Origin of the sequence: Geobacter sp. OR-1, from assembly GCF_000813145.1 — a bacterium.
Lineage (GTDB): Bacteria > Desulfobacterota > Desulfuromonadia > Geobacterales > DSM-12255 > Geoanaerobacter.
The window spans coordinates 42,358-64,264 of sequence record NZ_BAZF01000010.1 but is presented as its reverse complement, the minus strand read 5'-3'; the positions used below and the strand labels follow the sequence as shown (position 1 = coordinate 64,264).

Below are 21,907 nucleotides of genomic sequence, written 5' to 3'. Positions count from 1 at the left end.
AAGCGGCTACTGCTGACTTTTGGCCAATGCCTGGTCGATGTCCTCAATAATGTCGTCGATATGTTCGATACCAACGGAGAGCCGGATCAGATCAGGGGTTACTCCTGATGATATCTGCTGTTCCTCGGTAAGCTGGCGATGGGTGGTGCTTGCCGGATGCAGGACGCAGCTCCGGGCATCGCCGACATGAACCACCAGGGCGATCAGCTGACAGCTCTCCATGAATATTTTACCTGCCGGAGCGCCCCCCTTGATGCCGAAGGTGAGCACGCCGCTGCACCCTTTCGGGAGGTATTTCTTCGCCCGCTCAAAGCTCGGATGGCTTGGCAGTCCGGGATAGCTGACCCAGCTCACCGAAGGGTGGGATTCCAGGTGCTTCGCCACTGCCAGGGCGTTGTCGCTGTGGCGCTGTATTCTTAACGGCAGCGTCTGCAGACCCTGGTTGAACATGAATGAATTCATCGGCGCGGGTGTGACCCCGAGGTCGCGCATCAGCTGAACCCGGGCCTTGACAATATACGCTGCCGGACCGAATGTCTTTATGTACTGCAGGCCATGGTAGCTGGAATCGGGTTCCGTGAGCTCCGGGTAGTTGCCGTTGTCCCAATTGAAGTTGCCGCCGTCGACAATAACGCCGCCGACACTGGTTGCATGACCGTCGATATACTTTGTAGTGGAGTGGATGATAATGTTGGCGCCGAGGTCGAACGGCCGGCAGAGATAAGGAGTTGCAAAAGTACTGTCTATAATCAGCGGAACTTTTTTCTCTTTGGCAATCGAGCTGAACTTGTCGAAGTCGAGGACGTTGAGCCCCGGATTGCCGATGGTCTCGGCGAAAAGGGCGCGGGTATTGGGACGAAAGGCCGCCAGGATCTCTTCGGCAGGCGCTTCCGGATCGACAAAAGTAACCTCAATCCCCATCTTGGGGAAGGTTGCCGCAAACAGATTGTAGGTTCCTCCGTAAAGAGTGCTGGCCGTGACAAAGTGCTGGCCAGCCTGACAGATGTTGAAGATGGCAAGCGTTGTGGCTGCCTGCCCGGATGAGGTGCCGAGCGCGGCAACACCTCCTTCCATCATGGCGATTTTCTTCTCGAAGGCATCGGTGGTGGGGTTACCCAGACGAGTATAGAAATGACCGGCAACCTCAAGGTCGAACAGCTTCGCCACGTAGTCGGCGCTGTCATATTTGAAGGTGGTGCTCTGGCAGATGGTGACTACCCGCGGATCTCCTGGCTTAGGGTCGTAACCACCCTGAATTGCCTGTGTTTCGATCTTCCAATTCTTGCTCATGCTCTCCCTCCGGAAAAGAAAGTGATACGAAATCGCGCAACATGATAACAGAAGAGCCGGGCAAGTTAAACAGGTAATCAGGCCGGTATGGCGGAAGGCAGGATACCGGGTATAATATATCTGCGAGGTGGACGGATGTTGAACCAGGACCGGATTCAAGAGCTGGTGAAGAGCGGCAGGTATGATGAAGCTGCTGAACTCTGCCGGGAAGAGGTAGAGCGTGAGCCGGCGAAATCCGACAATTATCTGTTCCTGGGTCGTATCCTCATGGCTGCCGACAGAAAGCGCGAGGCAATTAGAGTGTTCAGTGACGGGTTAGCATTTGAGGACAATGCCAAGATTCGCCATGAACTCAATCAGCTGGGGAGGCGCAGATTCAGAATCATCTCCTCGCTGTCCCGGGAGCATCTCCTCAACAGGATTCTTGGAAAGATTTCCCATACGCTCAAGCTGAGCAGATAAGACGAATGCCAGGAAAGCCTTGTATCGCAAATGAAGAAATATTTGCCTCAATTGCGGCATGAAATTATCCCAGTTCTCGCGTTTAGATGGTGCCGATGCTGTAAAATTCAACTGTTATGCATCATGCGTATGTTGGCATGACCGGTGTAAAGAGATCTCAGCAGATGCCTGACAAAATGTTGCATGTCCGAATTCGAGAAGATATAACTACACAAGCAGCATAACAACTACTCAAAGGAGATTAAGATGAAGAAAGCCGTTATTGCCATGTTTGCCCTTGTTGCCTTTGCCGGAACCGCTTTTGCCGCAGATACGATCGAGATGAAAAAAGGTGTAAAATTCAATCACAAAGCTCACCAGGCTACTGTGGGCAATTGCAAGAAATGCCATGAAAAGGCGCCTGGGAAGATTGAGGGATTTGGCAAGGAGTGGGCTCACAAGAACTGCAAGGGTTGTCACAGTGACATGAAGAAAGGGCCGACGTCCTGCAAAGAGTGCCACAAATAATCTTTGCCGATATACGGCAATTCGCAAAAAGGGTGACGCACAGCGTTGCCCTTTTTCGTTTTAGGCTTATTTAAAGCGGAATATGAACCTGGTGCCGAAGACATCTTCTCCAGATTTGGTCCCTCTTTGATAGGGCCCTTTGAGGATGTTCTGGTCATAATAAAGGTTCAGGTCGACCTGCTGACCGAGCCGGAACCCCATTTCTCCTGTCCAAGTGAGGTTTTCCGGGGATAGTTTGAGGATCTCGTATTCGTGGCGTGCTGCAGCAGTTGCCGGGGCTGCACCGCCTCCCGGAGTCCGTCCTTCCGTTGCCTCGTAATTGTATATCGGCAACTTGGTGGCAAAGCCCAGATAGAACAGGTCTGACAGTCTGATTCTTCCTCCTGCCTGAGCATGGACCTTGTGGGTGATATCGTCCCGTCCGATCCCTGTTTCCCGTTGATGCACGGTATGACTGACCCCGAATTCCGGCTCAACGGTTACATCGCTACCTGGCTTGACTCTCATGCCGCCCGAGGTCAGAAGCCTGTCCGGCTCCAGTCTTCGGATGAAGGTTGCAGGCGGCACCTGGCTTTTCGACGTAACCTCATCGTCCGCAGCTGCTGAGTACGGGGAAGCAAGTAGTGTTGCCATCATCAGCAATGTCAGTAGCGGTCCGTAGTGCATGCCAATTCTCCCTTCTTCAATTTATCACAATTCCTGAAACTCGGAAAATCGTGTTTTCTTGACTGAGGTCAAGGATGGTCACGGATAAATGATATACTTTCACCGTGCATGGCAATGCGCCAGAAATAAAACGAGCTAAAATTTATAACATCAAACCGGAGCTGAATAAAAGAGAGGGAGGTAATATCAATGGGTATGTTCTGCAACCAATGTGAGCAGGCGGCAAATGGGGTAGGGTGTTCAATTTCGGGAGTTTGTGGTAAAAAGCCGGATGTGGCGGCTTTGCAGGATCTGCTGCTCTACACGCTGAAAGGGATTTCGTTATATGCCGCCAAGGCACGCGAACTCGGAGGTAAAGACGCCTCAATTGACCGTTTCATCGTGGAAGGGTTGTTCACTACCGTTACCAACGTGGATTTTGATGCCGGTCATATAGAGAAGGCGATCCGTAAAGGTATTGAAGTAAGAGCCCAGGCAAAGTCTCTTTATGAAAGTAGTTGCCAGGCAAAAGGGGTTGCCCCTGCCAGGGTGGATATCCCTCAAGCGACCTATACCCCGGCAGCCGACCAGGCAGGGCTCGTCCGCCAAGGGGAAGAGCATGGCCTTAGCACTCTGCATGTTAACGAAGATATTCGCTCGGTCATCGAGACCCTAACTTTTGGTTTAAAGGGGATGGCGGCTTATATGGATCATGCCTTGATCCTCGGGAGAAGCGATGAAGAGGTCCTGGCCTTCTTTCACAGAGCTCTGGCAGCAACAACCGATCCGGGTCTCGGGCTCATGGATTTCGTGGGGCTCGCCATGGAGTGCGGCAAACAAAATCTCCGCACCATGGAAATACTGAATCAGGGGCATGTCGAGACCTATGGCCATCCCGTGCCGACCCCGGTCAATCTGGGGACCCGTGCCGGCAAGGCGATCCTTGTCTCCGGCCACGATCTCAAGATGCTTGAGGAACTGTTGAAGCAGACCGAGGGGAAAGGGATCAATATTTATACCCATGGTGAGATGATGCCGGCGCATGCCTATCCCGGATTGAAGAAGTACCCGCACTTGGCTGGAAACTTTGGTGGCGCCTGGCAGGATCAGGCAAAAGAGTTTGTGAATTTCCCCGGAGCAATAATTTTCAACACAAATTGCATTCAGCGGCCGGCTGATTCCTACAAGGACCGTCTCTTCACATGGGGATTGGTGCAGTGGCCCGATGTGCAGCATATCGAAGGATGGGACTTTTCTGCCGTAATCTCCAGAGCTCAGGAGTTATCCGGTTTTTCCGAGAACCCGGGACAGGAAATCCTTGTCGGGTTTGGACACAATGCCGTGCTGGGAGTCGCCGATAAAGTCATCGCTGCAGTCAAGTCAGGAGCCATTAAGCGGTTCTTCCTGATCGGCGGCTGCGACGGCGCCAAGTCCGGCCGGAATTACTACACCGAATTTGCCGAGAAGGTGCCCCAGGACTGTGTAATACTGACCCTCGCCTGTGGCAAGTATCGTTTCAACAAACTTGAGTTCGGAGATATCGGGGGCATTCCCCGGTTGCTCGACGTAGGGCAGTGCAATGATGCTTATTCCGCTATCCAGATTGCGCTTGCCTTGGCAGGAGCCTTTGAATGCGGGGTAAACGAACTGCCACTTTCATTCATACTTTCGTGGTATGAGCAAAAAGCCGTAGTAATCCTGCTTACCTTGTTGCACTTGGGGATCAAGAATATCAAGCTCGGCCCGACTCTTCCTGCTTTTATCACTCCCAATGTGCTGAATTTCCTGGTGGAGAACTTCAATATCGGTCCGGTTACCAATGCTGAAGACGATTTAAAGGCCGCACTCGCGGCATAATTCAAACAAAGTCAAAGTTTTGGCATGGCCCGCTTTAATCGGCGGGCCTTTTTGCGTCAGTGAATTTTCGGTTCTGACATGACTGTGGGTTAAATTCTAATAATTTTAATCTTGATTTTTGTCGGTATTTCTTACATTTTGCATTACCAATCGATTTTTTGCGAGTTCTAAATATTGCTAACGTCTTGTTTCGGTAGGATTTGTATTAGTTAGCATTATTCATGCATGCTAATTATGGTTAGGGAAAAATGCAGAAAGGGGATTGCGAGATGATGATCCTGGTAAGATATCTGGACGGGACTTACGACATGGTTATGAATTATCACTTGGATGAACTGATTAAGAATAAAAGAATCATGGGGTTTGAACGGTCCAATCGCTGGGTGACCATCGGCCTTGATCCGGTACGCGGGTCAGGGGGGATTTACAGCGGCCAGGATAGGCGCCTTGGGACAGAAAATGAGCCCTTGCCGCTGTTTTCCTGAGCTTCATCTTTAGGCGTGACAGTTCTGTAATAGTAAGATTAATTAACTAAAAAAAACTGTTGCAAGTATATTTTACCCTAAGATATACTACACTCCTTCCGAAATCGGCAATCTGCCGGATTTAGTCAACCTGCCCGGACTTTCATGAACGTATAGGCAACATTTTCACGTTTTCCAGAGGAGGAGATGACGATGGTTGTTCTTGTGCGCTGTAGTGATGGTACATGTTCAGTGGCTTTAGAGGCGTGCCTTGAGGGTTTGATCAAGGGGGGATTGATATCGGCTTATCTTGACAAAGGTGAGTGGGTTTCGGTGTCTCGCGATCAAATGTTCAAGAGGGGGGTAGTTGTCGACAGAAGGAGATCAATAGAGCGAGTATTGGCAGCTATTGCCTAAAATGTTTCATTTTGTGGTTATAGGAAAAGGGCGATCATTGGATCGCCCTTTTTGTTCAGATTGGACATCCGGCAGGGTGCCGATTGCCTTTCAGACGTTGAAGCGGAAGTGCATCACATCTCCATCCTGAACCACATATTCTTTCCCTTCCAGCCGCAGGAGCCCCTTTTCCTTGGCCCCTGCTTCCCCTTTGCAGGATACAAAATCGTTGAAAGCGATTACCTCCGCCCGAATGAACCCTTTTTCAAAATCCGAATGAATCACGCCAGCTGCCTGCGGCGCCTTTGATCCGCGGGTAACCGTCCATGCCCGAACCTCTTTGACCCCGGCAGTGAAATAGGTGATCAGGCCGAGGAGTGCGTAGGCCTTTCTGATGAGGCGTTCCAGTCCGGATTCTTCCAGCCCCAGATCGGCAAGGAATTCCTGCTTTTCCGCACCATCCAGTTCGGCGATCTCTGCTTCGATCCGGCCGCAGATCGGCACCACCTGGGCACCTTCCTGAGCAGCTATCTCTCTTACCCTGGCAACGGCAGGGTGCTTGCCTTCGAGATCGTCTTCGGCAACATTGGCAACATACAGCACAGGCTTATCGGTGAGCAGATGCAGATCACGCAGCCACTGGATCTCTTCTTCGGTTGTTGCCAGCCCCCGTGCCGGTTTCCCTTCGCCCAGAACGTCTCTCAATCGAATATAGAATTCCACCTCGTCCTTGGCCTTTTTGTCGCCGCTGCGGGCCTGCTTCTCCACGCGGAGCAGTTTTTTCTCTACTGTATCGAGATCTGCCAGGCCAAGCTCGGTTTGGATAACCTCTATATCCCCTGCAGGGTCAATGCAGCCGTTGACGTGCACTACATTCTCGTCCTCAAAACAGCGGACAACATGGACAATTGCGTCGACCGAACGGATATGGCCGAGAAACTGGTTCCCCAGCCCTTCGCCTTGGCTGGCACCTTTCACGAGCCCGGCAATATCGACAAACTCTATGGTTGTCGGCAATGTCTGCTGGGGGTTGACAATTTCTGCCAGTTGATCGAGCCTGCGGTCAGGAACCTGAACTATACCGACATTCGGGTCTATGGTACAAAACGGGTAATTGGCCGATTCGGCTCCCGCCGAAGTGAGGGCGTTAAAAATAGTCGATTTGCCGACATTCGGCAGGCCGACAATGCCGCAGTTAAGGGCCATCTTATCTAATCCTTCCTGATGGAACTGCTGGCCTTAATCAGTTGGCCAACAGATCTTTGTTGTTGAAGATGCTCATTGTTTTGGGCAGCCCCTCGGCAATCAACATCTCGATTGCGGCGACGATACCGTCCAGGAGATCAGGAAGGCCGGCCATTTCCGCCTTTGAAAACGGAGAGAGGACGTAATCGGCGCAATCCCCGAATCCGGGCCGGCCAATGCCCACCCTGATCCTCGTGAATTCTCCACTCCCCAGTTCCTGCATAAGGGAACGGAGGCCGTTGTGTCCGCCGTGTCCGCCGCCTTTCTTGAGCTTTATCTGTCCGAAAGGGATGTCAAGGTCGTCGTGGATAACGATCAGGTCGTCTAAGGTCAGCTTGTGATAATGCAACGCAGGGGATACCGAACGTCCGGATAGGTTCATGAAGGTCTGGGGCTTCAGGAGATGAAGCCGTTCGCCCCAGCAGGAAGCCTCGCCGTAAAGGCCTGCAAATGCCTTTTTGGAAACGGTTGTGCCGGCATGGTTCGCAAGACGATCCAAAACCATGAAACCTGCATTGTGCCGGGTCCAGAGATATTTTGCGCCGGGGTTGCCCAGCCCGGCAAGCAGTTTGCCTGACATCCTGTATCCTGCTGCCGGGCTTGACCGTTGTTACTCGGCAGCCGGTGCTTCTTCCTTTGCCTTGCCGAGGACGCTAACTATTGATGCTCTTCCGTCAAGCAGAACCTTGACCCCCGCAGCCAGCTTAAGGTCGGCTACGTGGATCGAGTGACCGATGGTGAGCTGATTGATATCCACTTCGATATTTTCGGGAATCTGGCCCGGGAGACACTCGATGTCAAGTGAATGCGTCGGGAAATCGAGCATCCCGCCTTCCTTAACGCCTGCTGCGGTGCCAACGAGCTTGACCGGGACATGAACGCGAATTTTATCGTCCATGCTGAGCTTGTGGAAGTCAACGTGAATTGCGGTCCTTTTGAGCGGGTCTTTGAGCAGGTCGGCAACGATAACCACGCTACCTTCAAGGGCGCCGCATCCTTTGATGCTGAGAAGGGTATTTTGCCCTCTCTCACCAGCGAGAGCCGATGTCAGATCTTTTGGATTCAGGGCAACCGAAGTCGGTTCGATCCCCTTTCCGTAAACTATTCCCGGGAGCATCCCCTCTGCCCGAAGCTGACGGCAGCCGTTCTTGCCTGTCTTTGTTCTCGGTTGCAGTACTATTTCATTCAGTGCCATAAATAAATCCTCCAGTTGGAATCTTGGATGGTTAACGTCGTTTGTATGTTAAACAAAAAGCGAACTTACTGATTCGTCTTCATGGATGCGGCGAATGGCCTCGGCAAGGAGTTCAGCTGTGGTGAGGACCTTGATCTTGGACGTTTGCGAGGACTTGTCTCCCAACGGCACAGTATCGGTAATGATCAGTTCTTCAATCTCTGATTCATTGATCCTGTCAATCGCGGGTCCGGATAGAACACCGTGAGTGGCACAGGCATGAATAGCTCTGGCGCCGTGCGACTTCAAAGCCTTGGCAGCCTGGGTGAGGGTCCCGGCGGTATCGATCATGTCATCCAGGATTATTGCGGTTTTGTTGCGCACCTCGCCGATCAGATGCATCACCTCTGCTACGTTGGGACCGGTCCGACGCTTGTCAATGATGGCCAGAGTGCAGCCGAGTCTTTTGGCAAAGGCCCTTGCCCGTTCGGTTCCGCCTGCATCCGGGGACACCATGACGATTTCATCGCTGTCCGGGAACCTGGACTTCAGATGGCTCAGGATCACGGGAGCGGCATAGAGGTTGTCTACCGGAATATTGAAGAAACCCTGGATTTGGCCTGCGTGAAGATCTACCGTTACGACCCTGTCTGCGCCCGATGTGGTCAGAAGGTCGGCTACCAGTTTTGAAGAGATCGGCGTGCGCGGAGCAACTTTGCGATCCTGGCGGGCATAGCCATAGTAAGGAATCACCGCAGTAATGGTCGCAGCAGATGCTCTTTTGACGGCATCCATCATGATGAGCAGTTCCATCAGGTTGTTATTGGTCGGGGCGCAGGTTGACTGAATCAGGTAAACGTCCCGGCCGCGAACGTTTTCGCCGATCTCGACCATGATCTCGCCGTCGGAAAAGGTCTTGACCTTGGCTGTCCCCAGCGGGACGCCCAGGCTTTGACAGATTTTCTCTGCCAAAGCAGGATTGGAATTGCCGCAAAAAACTTTAATTTTGTCTTCCATCGGACAGATACCTTGACGATTCGTGCAAAACGCCCCTTTTGGGGGCGCTTCATACGTGATCGTTCCAGAGTTTGTGGCTGGGGCGCCAGGATTCGAACCTGGGAGTGCCGGAATCAAAATCCGGTGCCTTACCGCTTGGCGACGCCCCAACAAAAGGCGTTAAGCCGTTAATTGGCTGAACAAATACCCGGGATTACTGTAATGCTTTGACAGCAGTTGCGAACCAGCCATTTTCTGCGGCCATCTGCTCTGCAGCCTTGCGGGCTGCAGATTCGGCCTCAAAAATTCCGAACACGGTCGGACCACTCCCTGACATCAGCGATGCTTCGGCGCCGTGTCGTATAAGTTGTTCCTTGATGTCGGCAATCACCGGGAAACGCGCAATCGTGACCGATTCGAGATCGTTCCCGAGGATGGCACAGAGTTCTGCTATGTTGTCAAAGAAGTTTGGCATTGTATTGTTATCTTCCCCGGATGTCAATTGCAAATTTTTATATGCCCAGGCAGTTGAAACATGAACATTCGGGTTGACCAGCACGATCCATGGTCTTGGGATTCTTTCTATCGGGGTCAGTTTCTCGCCGATCCCTTCCGCGATTGCAGTTCGCCCGAAGATGAAGAACGGCACATCTGCACCCAGAGTAACACCGATTTCCATCAGTCTCTCTATGGTAAGCCCAAGAGAGAGCAGGTCGTTAAGCCCCATGAGCACTGTCGCCGCATTGCTGCTTCCTCCTCCTAGTCCGGCTGCAACCGGTATTCTTTTGGTTATGTTTATATCTATCCCGATCGGCTTCGAGGCGATATCCAGCATTGCCCGGGCAGCCTTCCACGCGATGTTTTCCGGCCCGTTCGGCACACCGGTTCGGTCGCATGTTACCTTGATCTCTGTCGCATCTGTGAGAGAAATGCGAATTGTGTCAAAAAGGTCTACCCTCTGCATGATCATTCTGAGATCATGATAGCCGTCCGGGCGTTTTCTTATGACATCGAGTCGGTAGTTTACTTTGGCCGGCGCCGACAGCTCTGTTGATTTGATTCCCATGTGACCCCTGTTCGCAAAAAGAATAAAAAGTCTTATTATCGTAATCTGCTTGAGAAATCAAGGGTAGACGAATTCAGTGGCGCAGCTTTATGTTGTTAAAATGCTTTGAATTTGTCATTGACACTGCATAATGAGTGGCTTACTATTAGTTTCCGCTGAATAATGCAATTTTTTGATGGAGGTGCAAATGAAACGGTTCATGTTGGCAACCATCTGTCTGCTCTGTTTGGTTGGCTTGGCTTTCGCTCAGGGGGGGACCAAGAAAAAGAAGCCTAAGCCGTTTGATTACGGCAAAGTGGTGATAAACAACTTCTCATCCAAGGTCGGTCTCGCTCCGGTTGAGTTCGACCATTGGTCGCACCGGTCACGTTTTACTTGCCGGCTCTGTCACGTTGATATTGGATTTGCGATGAAGGCCGGGGACACCCAGATCAAGGCGGCCGACAACATGCGTGGCTATTTCTGCGGCGTTTGCCATAACGACAAGATGATAGTCGATGACCGGAAGGTTTTTGCTGCATGCGCCAAGGAGTTTTCGCGCGGAGATTTGAAACGGTGCGAACGTTGTCACGTCGCTAACCCGAACCCGAAAAAAGAGGCCGAATTCTACAAGCTGGCTGACCGGCTTCCCAGGGAGCGAGGCGGAAACGGGATCAATTGGGAACTGGCAGAGGAGAAGGGGCTGATAAAACTTACCGATTACATTGAAGGGGTCTCGGTCAAGCGTGTTCAACTGCCGGGTCAAAAGGATTTCTCAATCGGGTCGAAAATGGAAGGGATGCCTGACATTGTTTTCTCCCACAAAAAACATACCGTGTGGAACGGATGCGAGGTTTGCCACCCCGAGATATTTGTTGGCGTAAAGAAAGGGGCAAGCAAATATACCATGATTGAACTGTTTGAAGGAAAATACTGCGGCGTTTGCCACGACACCGTCGCCTTCCCTCAGACCGATTGCCAGAGATGCCATACAAGGCCAGTACAATAATCCGCTGGTTCATTGCCATAGGGATTCTTGCAATAATTCCGGTTACGGCATGGGGTTACTTCGACCTCCCGCCGCTTCCTCCGCCAGAGGAATATGGTAACCTTCTCATAAGCAGGGTTACCAAGGCAAAGGGAGTAAAACCGGTATTCTTCTCCCATTGGAGCCACCGGACACTTTACACTTGCCGTGTCTGCCACGTCGAGCTTGAGTTCAACATGGAGGTTAACTCCACGGAAATCACGGAAGCTGCCAGCAGAAAAGGACGTTTCTGCGGCTCGTGCCATAACGGCAAGACTGCTTTCGGCCATGAAAAGAACTGTGAACGTTGCCATACCGGAGAGATCAACTCCAACAGCGACAAATTTTCCATCTTTTCCCGGTTCGATTTCCCACGCACAGACTTTGGCAATCGGATCGACTGGGTCGAGGCAATGAAGACTCGACTGATCTTTCCCAATCGCTATCTAAAGACCAAGTCTCAGGATATCCAGTTTGATAAAAAACTGAGCCTCGATGCGGAATGGAACATGATTCCGCCATCCATTTTCCCGCATCGAGCGCATACGGCCTGGCTGGATTGCAGCAACTGTCACCCCGACATTTTCAACATAAAGAGGAAAGGGACCAAGTTCACCATGGCCAAGATCCTCAAGGGTGAGTATTGCGGAGTTTGCCACATCAATGTGGCCTTTCCGATGGATGACTGCAAAAGGTGTCATCCCGGGATAAGAAAGGGCATGTAAACATGAAGAGGATTTTTGCACAACTGGCGCTCGCTGCCGTACTGCTGGCTGCGTTGCCAGGGGCTGGGAAATGTGCCGGAGACGACTGGAAGCGGGAATTTGAAGAGATCTGCAACAAAACCGAGAATTCGATGTCGCTGCCGACCGAGGAGCTGAAGTCCCTTGTGGCAAGGTGCGATAAGCTTAAAGCAGTCATTGATACTCAGGACGAAAGCACGAAAAAGGTGTTTCGCAAGCGGCTTCAGTTATGCCGGGATCTGTATGACTTTGTTCTTAAGACCAGGGAGCAGGAAAAGAAGTAACATGTTGGGCAGCACTTAATTCATTGAAACGGGGGGTGACGGTCACCCCCCGTTTTTTCTTGTTACTTCTTCTTCGCGATCACCAACCCCTGCCCCTGCATATCGATATCGACTTTGATGGTATCCCCTTCATGAAATTTCCCTTCCAGCAGCATGAGTGCCAGCGGGTCCTGGACGCTACGCTGGATGGTTCTCTTGAGCGGTCGTGCTCCGTAAGCCGGGTCATACCCTTCGTGGGCAATAAACTCCCGTGCCTTATCGGTTATCTGCAACGACAGGTGCCGGTCCTCCAGTCTTGCCTCCAGCTGCTTCAGCTGGATTGCCACGATCTGCTTGATCCGGTCGAGAGGGAGGGCATGATAGATCACGATTTCGTCGATCCGGTTCAGAAACTCGGGCTTAAAATTCTCTTTCAGTGTCTCCATGACCATGGTCCGCATCCGTGCATAATCGTCGCTGCCATACTGCTGTATCCATTGGGAGCCGAGATTGCTGGTCATGATGATCACCGTGTTGCGGAAATCTACGGTGCGTCCCTGGCCGTCGGTCAGTCGGCCGTCGTCCAGCAACTGCAGCAGGACGTTGAATACTTCCGGGTGCGCCTTTTCGATCTCGTCGAACAGGATGATCGAGTACGGGCGCCTGCGAACTGCCTCGGTTAGCTGACCTCCTTCCTCGTAACCCACATAGCCAGGAGGGGCGCCGATAAGGCGGGCTACAGTGTGTTTCTCCTGATACTCGCTCATGTCGATCCGGATGATCGCCTGGTCGTCGTCGAACAGGAACGACGCCAGGGCGCGCGCGGTCTCGGTCTTGCCGACGCCGGTCGGACCGAGAAATATGAATGAGCCGATCGGCCTGTTCGGGTCTGAAAGCCCGGCCCGAGCCCGTCGGACGGCATTGGCCACCAGTATCAGTGCGTCATCCTGGCCGACCACCCGGCTTTTCAGCCGTTCTTCCATGTTAACCAGTTTTTCCGCCTCGGTTTCCAGCATCCGGCTGACCGGGATCCCGGTCCATTTCGCAACTATTTCCGCCACAAGATTAGCGTCCACCTCTTCCGGGAGCATTTTCCCCTCGACCTGCCTCCTTGCCAGCTCTTCGTTGCTCTCGCTAATATCCTTTTCGATAGCCGGGATCTCTCCGTAACGCAGTTCCGCCGCTCGGGCAAGGTTGCCTTCCCGTTCCCGCTTCCTGGATTCCTCTTTTTTGTCTTCCAGCTGCTTTTTCAAACCGCTGATCCGGGCATGTAGATCCTTTTCCTGCTTCCAGTGCGCTTTCAGCCCGGCAGATTGCACCTTCAATTCTTCCAGCTCATCGGCTAGCTTCCTTAATCTTTCTTGGGCATGGAGGTCCTGCTCTCGAAGCAGGGCCTGCTTCTCGATCTCAAGCTGAATGATCCGGCGCTCGACCTCATCGATCTCCTGCGGCATCGAATCGATCTCGATCCTGAGCCTGGATGCAGCCTCGTCGATCAGATCGATGGCCTTGTCAGGAAGAAAGCGGTCGGTAATGTACCGGTCGGAAAGGGTTGCCGCGGCAATGATGGCGTTGTCCTTGATCCTGATGCCGTGATAGTTCTCGTATTTCTCTTTCAGCCCTCTCAAGATGGCTATGGTATCTTCCACGCTTGGCTCGCCGGTATAGACCTGCTGGAACCGGCGCTCCAGGGCGGCATCCTTCTCGATATGTTTTCGGTATTCATTGAGCGTGGTTGCGCCGATACAGTGCAGCTCTCCGCGCGCCAGAGCCGGTTTCAGCATGTTGGAAGCGTCCATGGCCCCTTCGGCCGCGCCTGCGCCGACCAGTGTATGCAGTTCGTCGATGAACAGAATTACCTTGCCGTCGGATTTCTCGACTTCCTTGACAACAGCCTTAAGCCGGTCCTCGAATTCGCCGCGATATTTTGCGCCTGCGATCAGAGCGCCCATGTCTAGCGCCATCAAGCGTTTGTCCTTGAGCGTCTCGGGGACGTCACCGGCAATTATTCTCTGAGCAAGCCCTTCCACGATCGCGGTCTTGCCCACTCCCGGTTCGCCGATCAGCACCGGATTGTTTTTGGTCCTGCGGGACAGGACCTGGATCACCCGGCGTATTTCGTCATCACGACCAATGACCGGATCGAGTTTCCCCTGTCGGGCCAGATCAGTCAGGTCCCTGGCATATTTGGCCAGTGCCTGGTAGGTCTCTTCAGGATTCTGATTGTCAATCGGCTGATTGCCCCGGATATCCTGCAGCGCTGCAAGTATGGACTCACGCGTTGCCCCGTTTTCCGTCAGTATCTTTCCCGGCACGGATGATTTGTCACTCACCAGTGCCAGCAGGAGATGCTCGGTGGAGACAAAGCTGTCCTTCATCTTGTCGGCCTCGGACTGGGCGGCATTCAGTATCCGGTTCAGTCCGCTGGAAAGATAGACCTGCACTGTCTCGCCGCTGGCTTTTGGCAGTTTATTTACCGCAGCTTCAGCGCTGTTTCTCAGAATTGTTGCGGAAAGACCGATCTTTTGCACTATTGCCGGAACAAGCCCTCCCTCCTGGTCCACTAGGGCCAGGAACAGATGCTCGGGTTCAATTGCGCCGTTACCGTTTGCTGCCGCTTTCTCGTGGGCAGCGGCTAGGGCTTCCTGGGTCTTTACGGTCATCTTTTCGGGTCTGATCATGTATTGCTCCTTTCCCCATGAAAGAAACATAATAGCGCACTCTGCGGGTGTCAAGGTGGGCACAACGGCACCTGTCCAACTTTGGAACATAATTCAGTCTTGAAATAAAACCTTATGAATTTAGCCCTGTTTTAGCCGTTGCCCCTGAAGGCTGTTCAAGAGTTATACAGGCAGCCAAAGGCGTCAATTTGGAAGTCTGATTTAAATTCAATGGGTTATGTTTGTTGGGCGTGTGGCACGAAATTCGGAACTGTCTCCGTGTGTATTGAAAGTTAAACGGAGGCACGATATGAAAAAACTAGCGATATGCATATTAGGGTGTGTAGTGCTGACCGGATGCAGCGAACTTCAGGTTATCGGCAAGGCAACCATTCGCGAGCTTGCCGCCGATTCAATCAGCGTTGAGACCGAACGTTACAAGCCCCGGCCGGTCAAGAAACAGATCGAATCGCGAACCCTTGTGGCCAACGCATCGATTCTGGATGGCAGACTTGAAAAGAAGGAACGGAAAGAGCTTTGGCGGAATAACTGATCACACCTGAAACATAATCTTCTTGACGGCTGCGGCATGACCTGACGCAGCCGTTTTTATTTGTCCGCGGGGGTATTCCTGCCGGACTCGGAAATTGCTTCGATGGGACATTCCTCAAGGCATCTGCGGCAGAACGAGCACCGCTCAGGAAATTTGACCCAGGCCACTTTTCTGGTGCCGATGTCGTCCAGGGTAATAAGCCTGGAACTGCACGCGGAGACGCACCTGCCGCATCCCGAGCATCGTGAGGTATCAACAGTAATTGACTTGCAGGCGTCATTCATTTCAGGATGTTGAATTTCAGTTCCATCTGGATCCAGGGAGACCTTAAATCTTTTGGAAGCGGTGAGTAACTGGGGCAGGATGCGATCAGCGCATGGCACGGTTGCTTGCACCGCTTTCGGCATGAAACGCAGAGAGGATTTAGTTCGGCTGGAACACTCTTCATAGATTTAATGCCGGAAAAGAGGGGGCCATCCAGCCCCCTCTTTCAGATTCAGGCGATTTTCTCAATCCAACCGAACTGGTCGGCAATTTTACCGTACTGGATACCGGTAAGCGTGTCGTACAGTTTTTGCGTTAAATTGCCCACACCCCCGTTGCCTACGGCAACGGACTCGTCTTTGTAGCATAGAGATGCAACCGGGGTGATGACCGCTGCAGTGCCGCTGCCGAAAGCCTCCTTGACCTTGCCGCTGCGGATATCTGACATCAGTTCGTTGACATCGATCGGCCGCTCTTCAACCGAGAAACCAAGAGTTGCGGCCAGTTTCAGGACCGAATCGCGGGTAATTCCGTTAAGTATCGATCCGGCCAGCGGAGCGGTTACTACCTTGTCGGCGTAAGCGAAGAACATATTCATGGCGCCGACCTCTTCGATGTATCGCTTGTTGACCCCATCGAGCCAGAGGACCTGGTCGTACCCTTTTTTCTTGGCTTCAAGGCCTGCCTTCAGGGAACTGGCGTAGTTCCCGCCGGTTTTGGCTTCGCCGGTGCCACCCGGAACTGCGCGCACGTAACTGTCTTCGACCATTATCTTTACCGGATTGAAGCCGGAGGCGTAATATGCGCCGACTGGGGAGAGGATGACATAGAAATAGTAATGATCGGCAGGTTTTACCCCGAGTACCGCCTCAACGGCCATCATGGTAGGTCTGATATACAGGGAAGTCCCCTCTGCACCGGGTATCCAGTCGCGCTCAAGACTTACCAGCTGTCTGATGCCGTCCAGGAAGAGGTCTTCGGGAACTTCTGGCATGCAGAGCCGGTCTGCGGAAAGGTTGAATCTGCGGGCGTTCATTTCGGGCCGGAAAAGGGCAATGGAGCCGTCCTGCCATCGGTACGCCTTCAGTCCCTCAAAGATCTCCTGGGCATAATGAAAGACCAGTGCCGCCGGATCAAGGGTGAATGGTCCGTACGGCTGAATCCGGGCATCAACCCACCCCTGGTTGACCTTCCATTCGGCAATGAACATCCGGTCTGTAAAGATCTTGCCGAAACCGAGCTTTGACTCGTCGGCGAATTTCTGTTTTTTGCGCTCATCCGGAAGTGGGAGTACCTTGATATCCATGGCTGTATCCTCCGTTGGTATGTATTATAACCGTTTATCATACCACCCGTTCTCCGGCAAGGGTTTTATAGTGGAAACAGTTACATCTGTGGTTGGATTTCCGGGGATATTGTGAGAAGTTGTCAGTATTTTCTTCTATATAAATTTGAGAATTCATTATAATAATTTCGTATACACTATTTCAGAAACCGCATACTGTTTTACCCGTGGAGTTTTGACCAATGTCCATGCCTCGGAATTCACAACTGCCGTCACTTAATGTAGTAATTGTCGAAGATGACCCGGAACTCAGGGACATACTGGCCTCGGGATTGAGGTATTTCGGCCACACAGTCCACGCTGTTTCGGACGGCAAGGCACTTGATGCCGAGATGGCAGTTTTTCCCCCGGATATCGTGATCCTTGATCTCGGGCTTCCGGAAGAGGACGGCATCGATATCGCAGCCAGGTTGCGAAGTAATTGCGGTTGCGGAATAGTAATGATAACTGCAAGAGGGAAGCTGTACGAACGGGTTACCGGACTGGAAGCGGGCGCGGATCTCTATTTTGTCAAGCCGGTCGATATTCGGGAACTCGATGCCGCACTTCGGAGTCTTGCTCGACGGATCTCCCTAATTTCCAGACCGTTATGGCGGTTCGAGCCGCTCACCTCGAAACTGACAACTCCTTCAGGTGTGGAGATTCGCTTGACAGCCCATGAGTGTATCCTGATGCGGAAGCTATTGGAAAGGCCCGGAGAAAATGTGCCCCGCCGTGAGATATTCTCCGCGCTCAGGCAGCCTGATGATCTCTATGCCGATAAACGTCTGGAGACCATGATCAGCAGGTTGCGCGCGAAAGTGCGTGCCGCTGATCCCGATACGGAACTGCCGGTCAGGGCACGCCACAACCTGGGCTATGCATTCCTGGCAGAGCTCAAACAGGATTTGATAAATGACTGAACATCGGCGCAAAACCGATTCGGATGTCATGTTCAGGGATATAACGGTACTGATGGACCTTATGCCGGTAGGTGTCCGGTGGCTGAACCGGCAAGGCATCTGCGAATATGTCAACCGGACATTTGTCGAAATGTTCGGTTATTCGTTGGAAGAAATCAGTTCCCTCAATGACTGGTTCATCCGGGCCTACCCTGATCCGGCCTACCGGAATGAGGTCATGGGGTGGTATTCGGACAAGATTCCCCGCCTGGTACGCGGTACGATCCCTTCTCCCCTAACGGCAAAGATTACCTGCAAAGACGGCACGATAAAGCATGTGATCATAAGCGCTCACATCGCATTGGGCCGAATTATAGGCATCTACACCGATATCACCGAACATGCGAAAACTACGGAACTGCAACTTGAGATCGAAAAGATGTTCCGGCTTACCTTTGAAGGGGCGAGGGACGCCATTTTCTGGGTGAATACCGAGTCCGGCATCCTGGTCAACTGCAACCAGGCTGCCGAGGAGATGGTCGAAGCACCGCGAAACGAGATTATCGGCCGTCACTTTACCATGTTGCATCCTCCGGACATTACGGACAAGATCACTGCCCTGTTCGAAAAGGTGACAACAGCTCCTGACCCTAAAGAAGATATCGAGGCAGAAATACTAAGCAGAAGCGGCAGGCGTCTGCCGGTTCTTATCCGGACTTCAATCACACAAATTGGTGAAACATCCATTGTCCAGGGGATTTTTCTGGACATTTCCGAGCGCAAGAGCGCAGAAAAGGCGCTGGTCGACTCCTGTACTCTCCTGCAAAAAACCCTGTCAAGCCTTAACGAGTCGGTTTTTATCGTGGATACCGCCACACGGGTTATCCTCGATTGCAATGTTACCGTCGAGAGTATGTTCGGGTACGCTAGAAACGAGATCATCGGCAGGCATACGTCGATCCTTCATGTCTCCGAGGAGATGTCGCGCATCTTCGGGGAAGAGATGCGGAAAGGATACCGCGAGAAGGGACTGTTCGAGACTGAATTCAAGATGCGGCGCAAGGACGGGACATCATTTAATTCAGATCATTGCGTCATGCCGATCTGCGACGAAAACGGCACCTATGTGAGTCATGTATGTGTCGTGCGGGATATATCCCTTCGTAAACGGGCAGAAGACGCCATTCGAATGAGCGAGGCGCGTTACCGGGCAATGGTGGATGCCTTTGATGGCTTTATATACATCTGCTCCCAGGAGCGCAGAATCGAGTTCATGAACAAACGGATGATTGAGCGCACCGGTTATGATGCCACCGGAGAGCTCTGCCACAAGGCTCTGCACGACCTCGAGACCGTCTGCCCCTGGTGTGTCAACGAACGGGTTTTCCGGGGAGAAACCGTCCAGTGGGAGTTGCAGAGCCCCAAGGACGGTCGATGGTATTACATATCGAATACCCCGATCCGCAATACCGCTGGGATCATGTCGAAGCAGGCGATGATAACCGATATAACGGTCCGCAAACAGGCAGAACAGGATCGTGCGGCACTTGAAGCCCAACGAATGATGAACGACGAGCAGCGCCAGTTCCTGGGCCTGGTTTCCCATGAGATTCGTACTCCGCTGGCGGTAATAGACGGGGCCGCCCAGCTGATACATATGAACGCACCCCGGGAATCCTCCTCTTTTACCCAGGCGGAAAGGATACGGGGGGCGACTGTAAGACTGAGCAACCTTATTGACAGCTGCCTGACCGATGAAAGGCTCTCTGCCGGCGGGTGGCTGCCTGATATGCGGATGCATGAAATCGCTAAGATCATGGCGAGTGCGGCCGAACAGGCGCAAGCGGCAACGAGGATCCATATCATAGCTTTCGAGCACTCGGGGCTTCCGGACCGGTTCAACTGTGACGCTATGCTGATCAAGGTAATGCTGGGCAACCTTCTCGACAACGCCGTCAAATATTCTCCCGATGGAGGGAAAATATCTCTTCGGGGCACCGGGTTGCCCGGAGGCGGAGTATGCATGGAGGTTTCCGACACCGGGATTGGTATCCCGGCAGACCAGCAGGAGAGAATCTTCAAACGATTTTACCGGACCTGGCAGGTGTCAGGCGTTGTCGGCGCCGGGCTCGGACTTCACCTTGTCAAGAAGATCGCCGAGATCCATGGCGGGACTGTGACCTGCACCAGCACGCTCGGGTCCGGTTCCAAATTCTCCGTTACACTTGCCCCCACTGTTTGACCCACCTTTTCACTTCCCTCGACGCCATTTTTTTATCTAAACAGTTACCCCGTAAGGTCTAGTCAGAAAGTGTCAGGAAGTGTAATTAGTCAAAGCTAATTCAGCTGGTACTCTTTTCCAGGCAGGTCACAACTTCTTGATTATTTTGGTGTAATGACCTGGAATAAGATAAATCGGGGGGTATTGCAATATGTTTGGCAACGTTCGAATCGGCACCAGGCTTCTAATTCTCATTGCAGTATTTTCTGTTGCATTGATCGCTGTTGGTGCAACCGGCCTGATAAGCTTGAGGCAGGCGAACAATGATCTGGAAATGGCAAACGAAGGCCAGTCCCACATCGCCATGCTGTCGGATATGGACCGCCAGTTCCTTAATATCCGGCTGGATCTTGTCTATATGCTGGCACTTAACGATACGGCAAAATTAAAGGAAAAAGCCGACGACATGGCCAAGCGGGCCGAGAATATCAAGGGGATTGTTGCGAAATTTTCAAAGGCCAACCTGAACCCGAAAGAAACCGAGCTTCTGAAGCAGTTCAACGATGGGTTTGAAGCATATTATGCCGCTGGGCTCAGGCTTTCTGAGATGGCTCAGAAGGCTTCTGTCAGCGCCAGTCCCGGAGATCGGGCCGAAGCGGCTAATTACGCGACCGGTACGGTTGCCCCGATGTATTCGAAACCTGGGGAAACAGTCGCGTCGATCATCGCCATAAACCTGAAAGAAGCGGAAGATTCTTACAAGGAGAGCACTGCCGAGTACCACAGCGCCTTTACCTTCATGGCTGTCCTGATAATAGCGGCAATTGCCTGCGGAATATTTTTCGGCTTTGCTATCTCCCGTTCATGTACCAGACCGCTTGCGCGGATGCTGGCAATGCTTCGAGACATTGCCGATGGCGAAGGGGACCTTACCAAAAGGCTGGAGGTATCGGGTAAAGACGAGATTTCTGAAGTGGCCGTAGCATTCAATACCTTTGTGGAGAAACTGCACGGCATTATCTACAAAGTGGCGCATAACTCGACCCAGGTGGCTTCTGCGGCTGTCCAGCTTTCTGCCACCTCCCAGCAGATGGCTACCGGGTCTGAAGAGATGGCCTGTCAGACAACCACGGTTGCCACTGCCGGAGAGCAGATGGCGTCGACATCGGCAGACATCGCCCGCAACTGCCTGACGGCTGCCAAGGGGTCACAGCAGGCTAATGACATGGCAATAAGCGGCGCAACAGTCGTAGATACCTCGATTTCGATCATGTCAAGCATTGCCGAGCGGGTAATGCGTACCGCCAAAACGGTTGAGAGCCTGGGGAGCCGTTCGGACCAGATCGGAGAAATCGTCGGCACGATCCAGGAAATTGCCGACCAGACCAACCTGCTGGCTCTGAATGCTGCCATTGAAGCTGCCCGCGCCGGTGAGCAGGGACGGGGCTTTGCCGTTGTCGCCGACGAGGTCAGGGCTCTTGCGGAGAGGACCACCAAGGCGACCCGTGAGATCGGCGAGATGATCCGTGTTATCCAGAATGAGACGAAAGATGCCGTGGTGGAGATGGAAGAAGGGGTCCAGGAGGTTGAGCGCGGGACAACCGAAGCCGCCAAATCAGGCGCGGCGCTGCAGGAGATACTGGGCCAGATCAATGCGGTAAACACTCAGGTGAGTCAGATCGCCACTGCGGCAGAGGAGCAGACCGCAACCACCAATCAGATAAACAGCAACATCCAGCATATCACGGTCGGCGTCGGAGAAACTGCCAGGGGTGCGCAGGAGTCGGCCCAGGCTGCGGAGCAGCTTTCCCGCCTGTCTGATGAGTTGAACCTGCTGGTGTCGCAGTTCAGACTGGCAGCATAAGGAGA

Annotated in this window: 22 protein-coding genes and 1 tRNA gene; 12 read left to right on the top strand and 11 right to left on the bottom strand. The window is 52.6% G+C overall.

Annotated features, from left to right (window positions below; translation table 11 throughout):
* Positions 1–6 precede the first annotated feature (6 nt).
* Positions 7–1,290: an O-acetylhomoserine aminocarboxypropyltransferase/cysteine synthase family protein gene (locus OR1_RS11715; protein ID WP_041972052.1), complete on the bottom strand. Its 1,284-nt coding sequence runs from the start codon at positions 1,288–1,290 to the stop codon at positions 7–9.
* 135 nt (positions 1,291–1,425) lie between these two features.
* Between OR1_RS11715 and OR1_RS11710 the strand changes: the two genes are divergently transcribed.
* On the top strand, positions 1,426–1,752 hold the full coding sequence (locus OR1_RS11710) for a tetratricopeptide repeat protein (protein ID WP_041972051.1): 327 nt from the start codon (positions 1,426–1,428) through the stop codon (positions 1,750–1,752).
* A 246-nt stretch (positions 1,753–1,998) separates the two neighbouring features.
* Complete coding sequence (locus tag OR1_RS11705) at positions 1,999–2,259, top strand: cytochrome c7 (RefSeq protein WP_041972050.1); 261 nt, start codon at positions 1,999–2,001, stop codon at positions 2,257–2,259.
* A 66-nt stretch (positions 2,260–2,325) separates the two neighbouring features.
* Here the strand turns inward: OR1_RS11705 and OR1_RS11700 are convergent, their stop codons facing one another.
* On the bottom strand, positions 2,326–2,925 hold the full coding sequence (locus OR1_RS11700; RefSeq protein WP_041972049.1) for a hypothetical protein: 600 nt from the start codon (positions 2,923–2,925) through the stop codon (positions 2,326–2,328).
* Between the two features lie 189 nt (positions 2,926–3,114).
* On the opposite strand from OR1_RS11700, the gene hcp reads away from it, so the two are divergent.
* The 3 genes from hcp to OR1_RS23290 all read left to right on the top strand — a co-directional run bounded on the left by hcp (position 3,115) and on the right by OR1_RS23290 (position 5,642).
* Positions 3,115–4,761 (top strand): hydroxylamine reductase, encoded by a 1,647-nt coding sequence (hcp, locus tag OR1_RS11695; protein WP_041972048.1) that lies wholly within the window; start codon positions 3,115–3,117, stop codon positions 4,759–4,761.
* Positions 4,762–5,030: 269 nt separating this feature from the next.
* Positions 5,031–5,246, top strand: a complete 216-nt coding sequence (locus OR1_RS11690; RefSeq protein WP_041972047.1) for a GSU3473 family protein — start codon at positions 5,031–5,033, stop codon at positions 5,244–5,246.
* A gap of 186 nt (positions 5,247–5,432) precedes the next feature.
* On the top strand, positions 5,433–5,642 hold the full coding sequence (locus OR1_RS23290) for a GSU3473 family protein (protein WP_370543354.1): 210 nt from the start codon (positions 5,433–5,435) through the stop codon (positions 5,640–5,642).
* Positions 5,643–5,732: 90 nt separating this feature from the next.
* On the opposite strand, the gene ychF is transcribed toward OR1_RS23290, so the two are convergent.
* From ychF to ispE, 6 genes are all read right to left on the bottom strand, one after another.
* Positions 5,733–6,827 carry a redox-regulated ATPase YchF gene (gene ychF / locus OR1_RS11680; protein ID WP_041972045.1) on the bottom strand — a complete coding sequence of 365 codons (1,095 nt, stop codon included), beginning with the start codon at positions 6,825–6,827 and terminating at the stop codon, positions 5,733–5,735.
* A gap of 37 nt (positions 6,828–6,864) precedes the next feature.
* Positions 6,865–7,446 carry an aminoacyl-tRNA hydrolase gene (pth, locus tag OR1_RS11675; protein ID WP_041972044.1) on the bottom strand — a complete coding sequence of 194 codons (582 nt, stop codon included), beginning with the start codon at positions 7,444–7,446 and terminating at the stop codon, positions 6,865–6,867.
* 30 nt (positions 7,447–7,476) lie between these two features.
* Positions 7,477–8,061, bottom strand: coding sequence for a 50S ribosomal protein L25 (locus tag OR1_RS11670; protein WP_041972043.1), 585 nt, complete (start codon positions 8,059–8,061; stop codon positions 7,477–7,479).
* Between the two features lie 48 nt (positions 8,062–8,109).
* Positions 8,110–9,057, bottom strand: coding sequence for a ribose-phosphate pyrophosphokinase (locus tag OR1_RS11665; RefSeq protein ID WP_041972042.1), 948 nt, complete (start codon positions 9,055–9,057; stop codon positions 8,110–8,112).
* A gap of 74 nt (positions 9,058–9,131) precedes the next feature.
* A tRNA-Gln gene (locus OR1_RS11660) sits at positions 9,132–9,206 on the bottom strand.
* Positions 9,207–9,250: 44 nt separating this feature from the next.
* Positions 9,251–10,096, bottom strand: coding sequence for a 4-(cytidine 5'-diphospho)-2-C-methyl-D-erythritol kinase (gene ispE / locus OR1_RS11655; RefSeq protein ID WP_041972129.1), 846 nt, complete (start codon positions 10,094–10,096; stop codon positions 9,251–9,253).
* Between the two features lie 193 nt (positions 10,097–10,289).
* Here ispE and OR1_RS11650 point away from each other — a divergent pair, with 193 nt between their 5' ends.
* Genes OR1_RS11650 through OR1_RS11640 form a run of 3 tightly spaced genes read left to right on the top strand, consistent with a single transcriptional unit; the run spans position 10,290 to position 12,135 of the window.
* Positions 10,290–11,090, top strand: a complete 801-nt coding sequence (locus tag OR1_RS11650) for a c(7)-type cytochrome triheme domain-containing protein (protein WP_041972041.1) — start codon at positions 10,290–10,292, stop codon at positions 11,088–11,090.
* Positions 11,066–11,833, top strand: a complete 768-nt coding sequence (locus OR1_RS11645) for a c(7)-type cytochrome triheme domain-containing protein (RefSeq protein WP_041972040.1) — start codon at positions 11,066–11,068, stop codon at positions 11,831–11,833. The genes OR1_RS11650 and OR1_RS11645 overlap by 25 nt, the downstream gene beginning before the upstream one ends.
* 2 nt (positions 11,834–11,835) lie before the next feature.
* The gene (locus OR1_RS11640; protein WP_041972039.1) at positions 11,836–12,135 is read left to right on the top strand and encodes a hypothetical protein; all 300 of its coding nucleotides are present in this window, start codon (positions 11,836–11,838) and stop codon (positions 12,133–12,135) included.
* A 62-nt stretch (positions 12,136–12,197) separates the two neighbouring features.
* Here the strand turns inward: OR1_RS11640 and clpB are convergent, their stop codons facing one another.
* Positions 12,198–14,795, bottom strand: a complete 2,598-nt coding sequence (clpB, locus tag OR1_RS11635) for an ATP-dependent chaperone ClpB (RefSeq protein ID WP_041972037.1) — start codon at positions 14,793–14,795, stop codon at positions 12,198–12,200.
* Between the two features lie 289 nt (positions 14,796–15,084).
* Between clpB and OR1_RS11630 the strand changes: the two genes are divergently transcribed.
* Positions 15,085–15,327 (top strand): hypothetical protein, encoded by a 243-nt coding sequence (locus OR1_RS11630; protein WP_041972036.1) that lies wholly within the window; start codon positions 15,085–15,087, stop codon positions 15,325–15,327.
* Positions 15,328–15,383: 56 nt separating this feature from the next.
* On the opposite strand, the gene OR1_RS21615 is transcribed toward OR1_RS11630, so the two are convergent.
* Both OR1_RS21615 and OR1_RS11625 read right to left on the bottom strand, forming a co-directional pair.
* On the bottom strand, positions 15,384–15,611 hold the full coding sequence (locus tag OR1_RS21615) for a ferredoxin family protein (RefSeq protein ID WP_082002922.1): 228 nt from the start codon (positions 15,609–15,611) through the stop codon (positions 15,384–15,386).
* Positions 15,612–15,823: 212 nt separating this feature from the next.
* Positions 15,824–16,897 (bottom strand): branched-chain amino acid aminotransferase, encoded by a 1,074-nt coding sequence (locus OR1_RS11625; protein WP_041972035.1) that lies wholly within the window; start codon positions 16,895–16,897, stop codon positions 15,824–15,826.
* Between the two features lie 221 nt (positions 16,898–17,118).
* Here OR1_RS11625 and OR1_RS11620 point away from each other — a divergent pair, with 221 nt between their 5' ends.
* The 3 genes from OR1_RS11620 (at position 17,119) to OR1_RS11610 (ending at position 21,902) form a co-directional block, all read left to right on the top strand.
* Positions 17,119–17,838 carry a response regulator transcription factor gene (locus OR1_RS11620; protein WP_052440408.1) on the top strand — a complete coding sequence of 240 codons (720 nt, stop codon included), beginning with the start codon at positions 17,119–17,121 and terminating at the stop codon, positions 17,836–17,838.
* Positions 17,831–20,059, top strand: a complete 2,229-nt coding sequence (locus OR1_RS20860; protein ID WP_052440407.1) for a PAS domain S-box protein — start codon at positions 17,831–17,833, stop codon at positions 20,057–20,059. Before OR1_RS11620 ends, OR1_RS20860 begins: the two co-directional genes overlap by 8 nt.
* A 190-nt stretch (positions 20,060–20,249) precedes the next feature.
* The gene (locus OR1_RS11610; RefSeq protein WP_041972034.1) at positions 20,250–21,902 is read left to right on the top strand and encodes a methyl-accepting chemotaxis protein; all 1,653 of its coding nucleotides are present in this window, start codon (positions 20,250–20,252) and stop codon (positions 21,900–21,902) included.
* The last annotated feature ends 5 nt before the right edge of the window (positions 21,903–21,907 follow it).

What these genes read in the sequence shown, in the direction of transcription:
- OR1_RS20860 (WP_052440407.1), top strand. Translation starts at nt 17,831, where the DNA reads ATGACTGAACATCGGCGCAAAACCGATTCGGATGTCATGTTCAGGGAT.
- OR1_RS11700 (WP_041972049.1), bottom strand. Translation starts at nt 2,925, where the DNA reads ATGCACTACGGACCGCTACTGACATTGCTGATGATGGCAACACTACTT.
- OR1_RS11665 (WP_041972042.1), bottom strand. Translation starts at nt 9,057, where the DNA reads ATGGAAGACAAAATTAAAGTTTTTTGCGGCAATTCCAATCCTGCTTTG.
- OR1_RS11610 (WP_041972034.1), top strand. Translation starts at nt 20,250, where the DNA reads ATGTTTGGCAACGTTCGAATCGGCACCAGGCTTCTAATTCTCATTGCA.
- OR1_RS11645 (WP_041972040.1), top strand. Translation starts at nt 11,066, where the DNA reads ATGCCATACAAGGCCAGTACAATAATCCGCTGGTTCATTGCCATAGGG.
- OR1_RS23290 (WP_370543354.1), top strand. Translation starts at nt 5,433, where the DNA reads ATGACGATGGTTGTTCTTGTGCGCTGTAGTGATGGTACATGTTCAGTG.
- OR1_RS11715 (WP_041972052.1), bottom strand. Translation starts at nt 1,290, where the DNA reads ATGAGCAAGAATTGGAAGATCGAAACACAGGCAATTCAGGGTGGTTAC.
- OR1_RS11625 (WP_041972035.1), bottom strand. Translation starts at nt 16,897, where the DNA reads ATGGATATCAAGGTACTCCCACTTCCGGATGAGCGCAAAAAACAGAAA.
- OR1_RS11620 (WP_052440408.1), top strand. Translation starts at nt 17,119, where the DNA reads ATGTCCATGCCTCGGAATTCACAACTGCCGTCACTTAATGTAGTAATT.
- hcp (WP_041972048.1), top strand. Translation starts at nt 3,115, where the DNA reads ATGGGTATGTTCTGCAACCAATGTGAGCAGGCGGCAAATGGGGTAGGG.
- OR1_RS21615 (WP_082002922.1), bottom strand. Translation starts at nt 15,611, where the DNA reads ATGAATGACGCCTGCAAGTCAATTACTGTTGATACCTCACGATGCTCG.
- OR1_RS11650 (WP_041972041.1), top strand. Translation starts at nt 10,290, where the DNA reads ATGAAACGGTTCATGTTGGCAACCATCTGTCTGCTCTGTTTGGTTGGC.
- clpB (WP_041972037.1), bottom strand. Translation starts at nt 14,795, where the DNA reads ATGATCAGACCCGAAAAGATGACCGTAAAGACCCAGGAAGCCCTAGCC.
- pth (WP_041972044.1), bottom strand. Translation starts at nt 7,446, where the DNA reads ATGTCAGGCAAACTGCTTGCCGGGCTGGGCAACCCCGGCGCAAAATAT.
- OR1_RS11690 (WP_041972047.1), top strand. Translation starts at nt 5,031, where the DNA reads ATGATGATCCTGGTAAGATATCTGGACGGGACTTACGACATGGTTATG.
- OR1_RS11710 (WP_041972051.1), top strand. Translation starts at nt 1,426, where the DNA reads ATGTTGAACCAGGACCGGATTCAAGAGCTGGTGAAGAGCGGCAGGTAT.
- OR1_RS11640 (WP_041972039.1), top strand. Translation starts at nt 11,836, where the DNA reads ATGAAGAGGATTTTTGCACAACTGGCGCTCGCTGCCGTACTGCTGGCT.
- ychF (WP_041972045.1), bottom strand. Translation starts at nt 6,827, where the DNA reads ATGGCCCTTAACTGCGGCATTGTCGGCCTGCCGAATGTCGGCAAATCG.
- OR1_RS11670 (WP_041972043.1), bottom strand. Translation starts at nt 8,061, where the DNA reads ATGGCACTGAATGAAATAGTACTGCAACCGAGAACAAAGACAGGCAAG.
- OR1_RS11705 (WP_041972050.1), top strand. Translation starts at nt 1,999, where the DNA reads ATGAAGAAAGCCGTTATTGCCATGTTTGCCCTTGTTGCCTTTGCCGGA.
- OR1_RS11630 (WP_041972036.1), top strand. Translation starts at nt 15,085, where the DNA reads ATGAAAAAACTAGCGATATGCATATTAGGGTGTGTAGTGCTGACCGGA.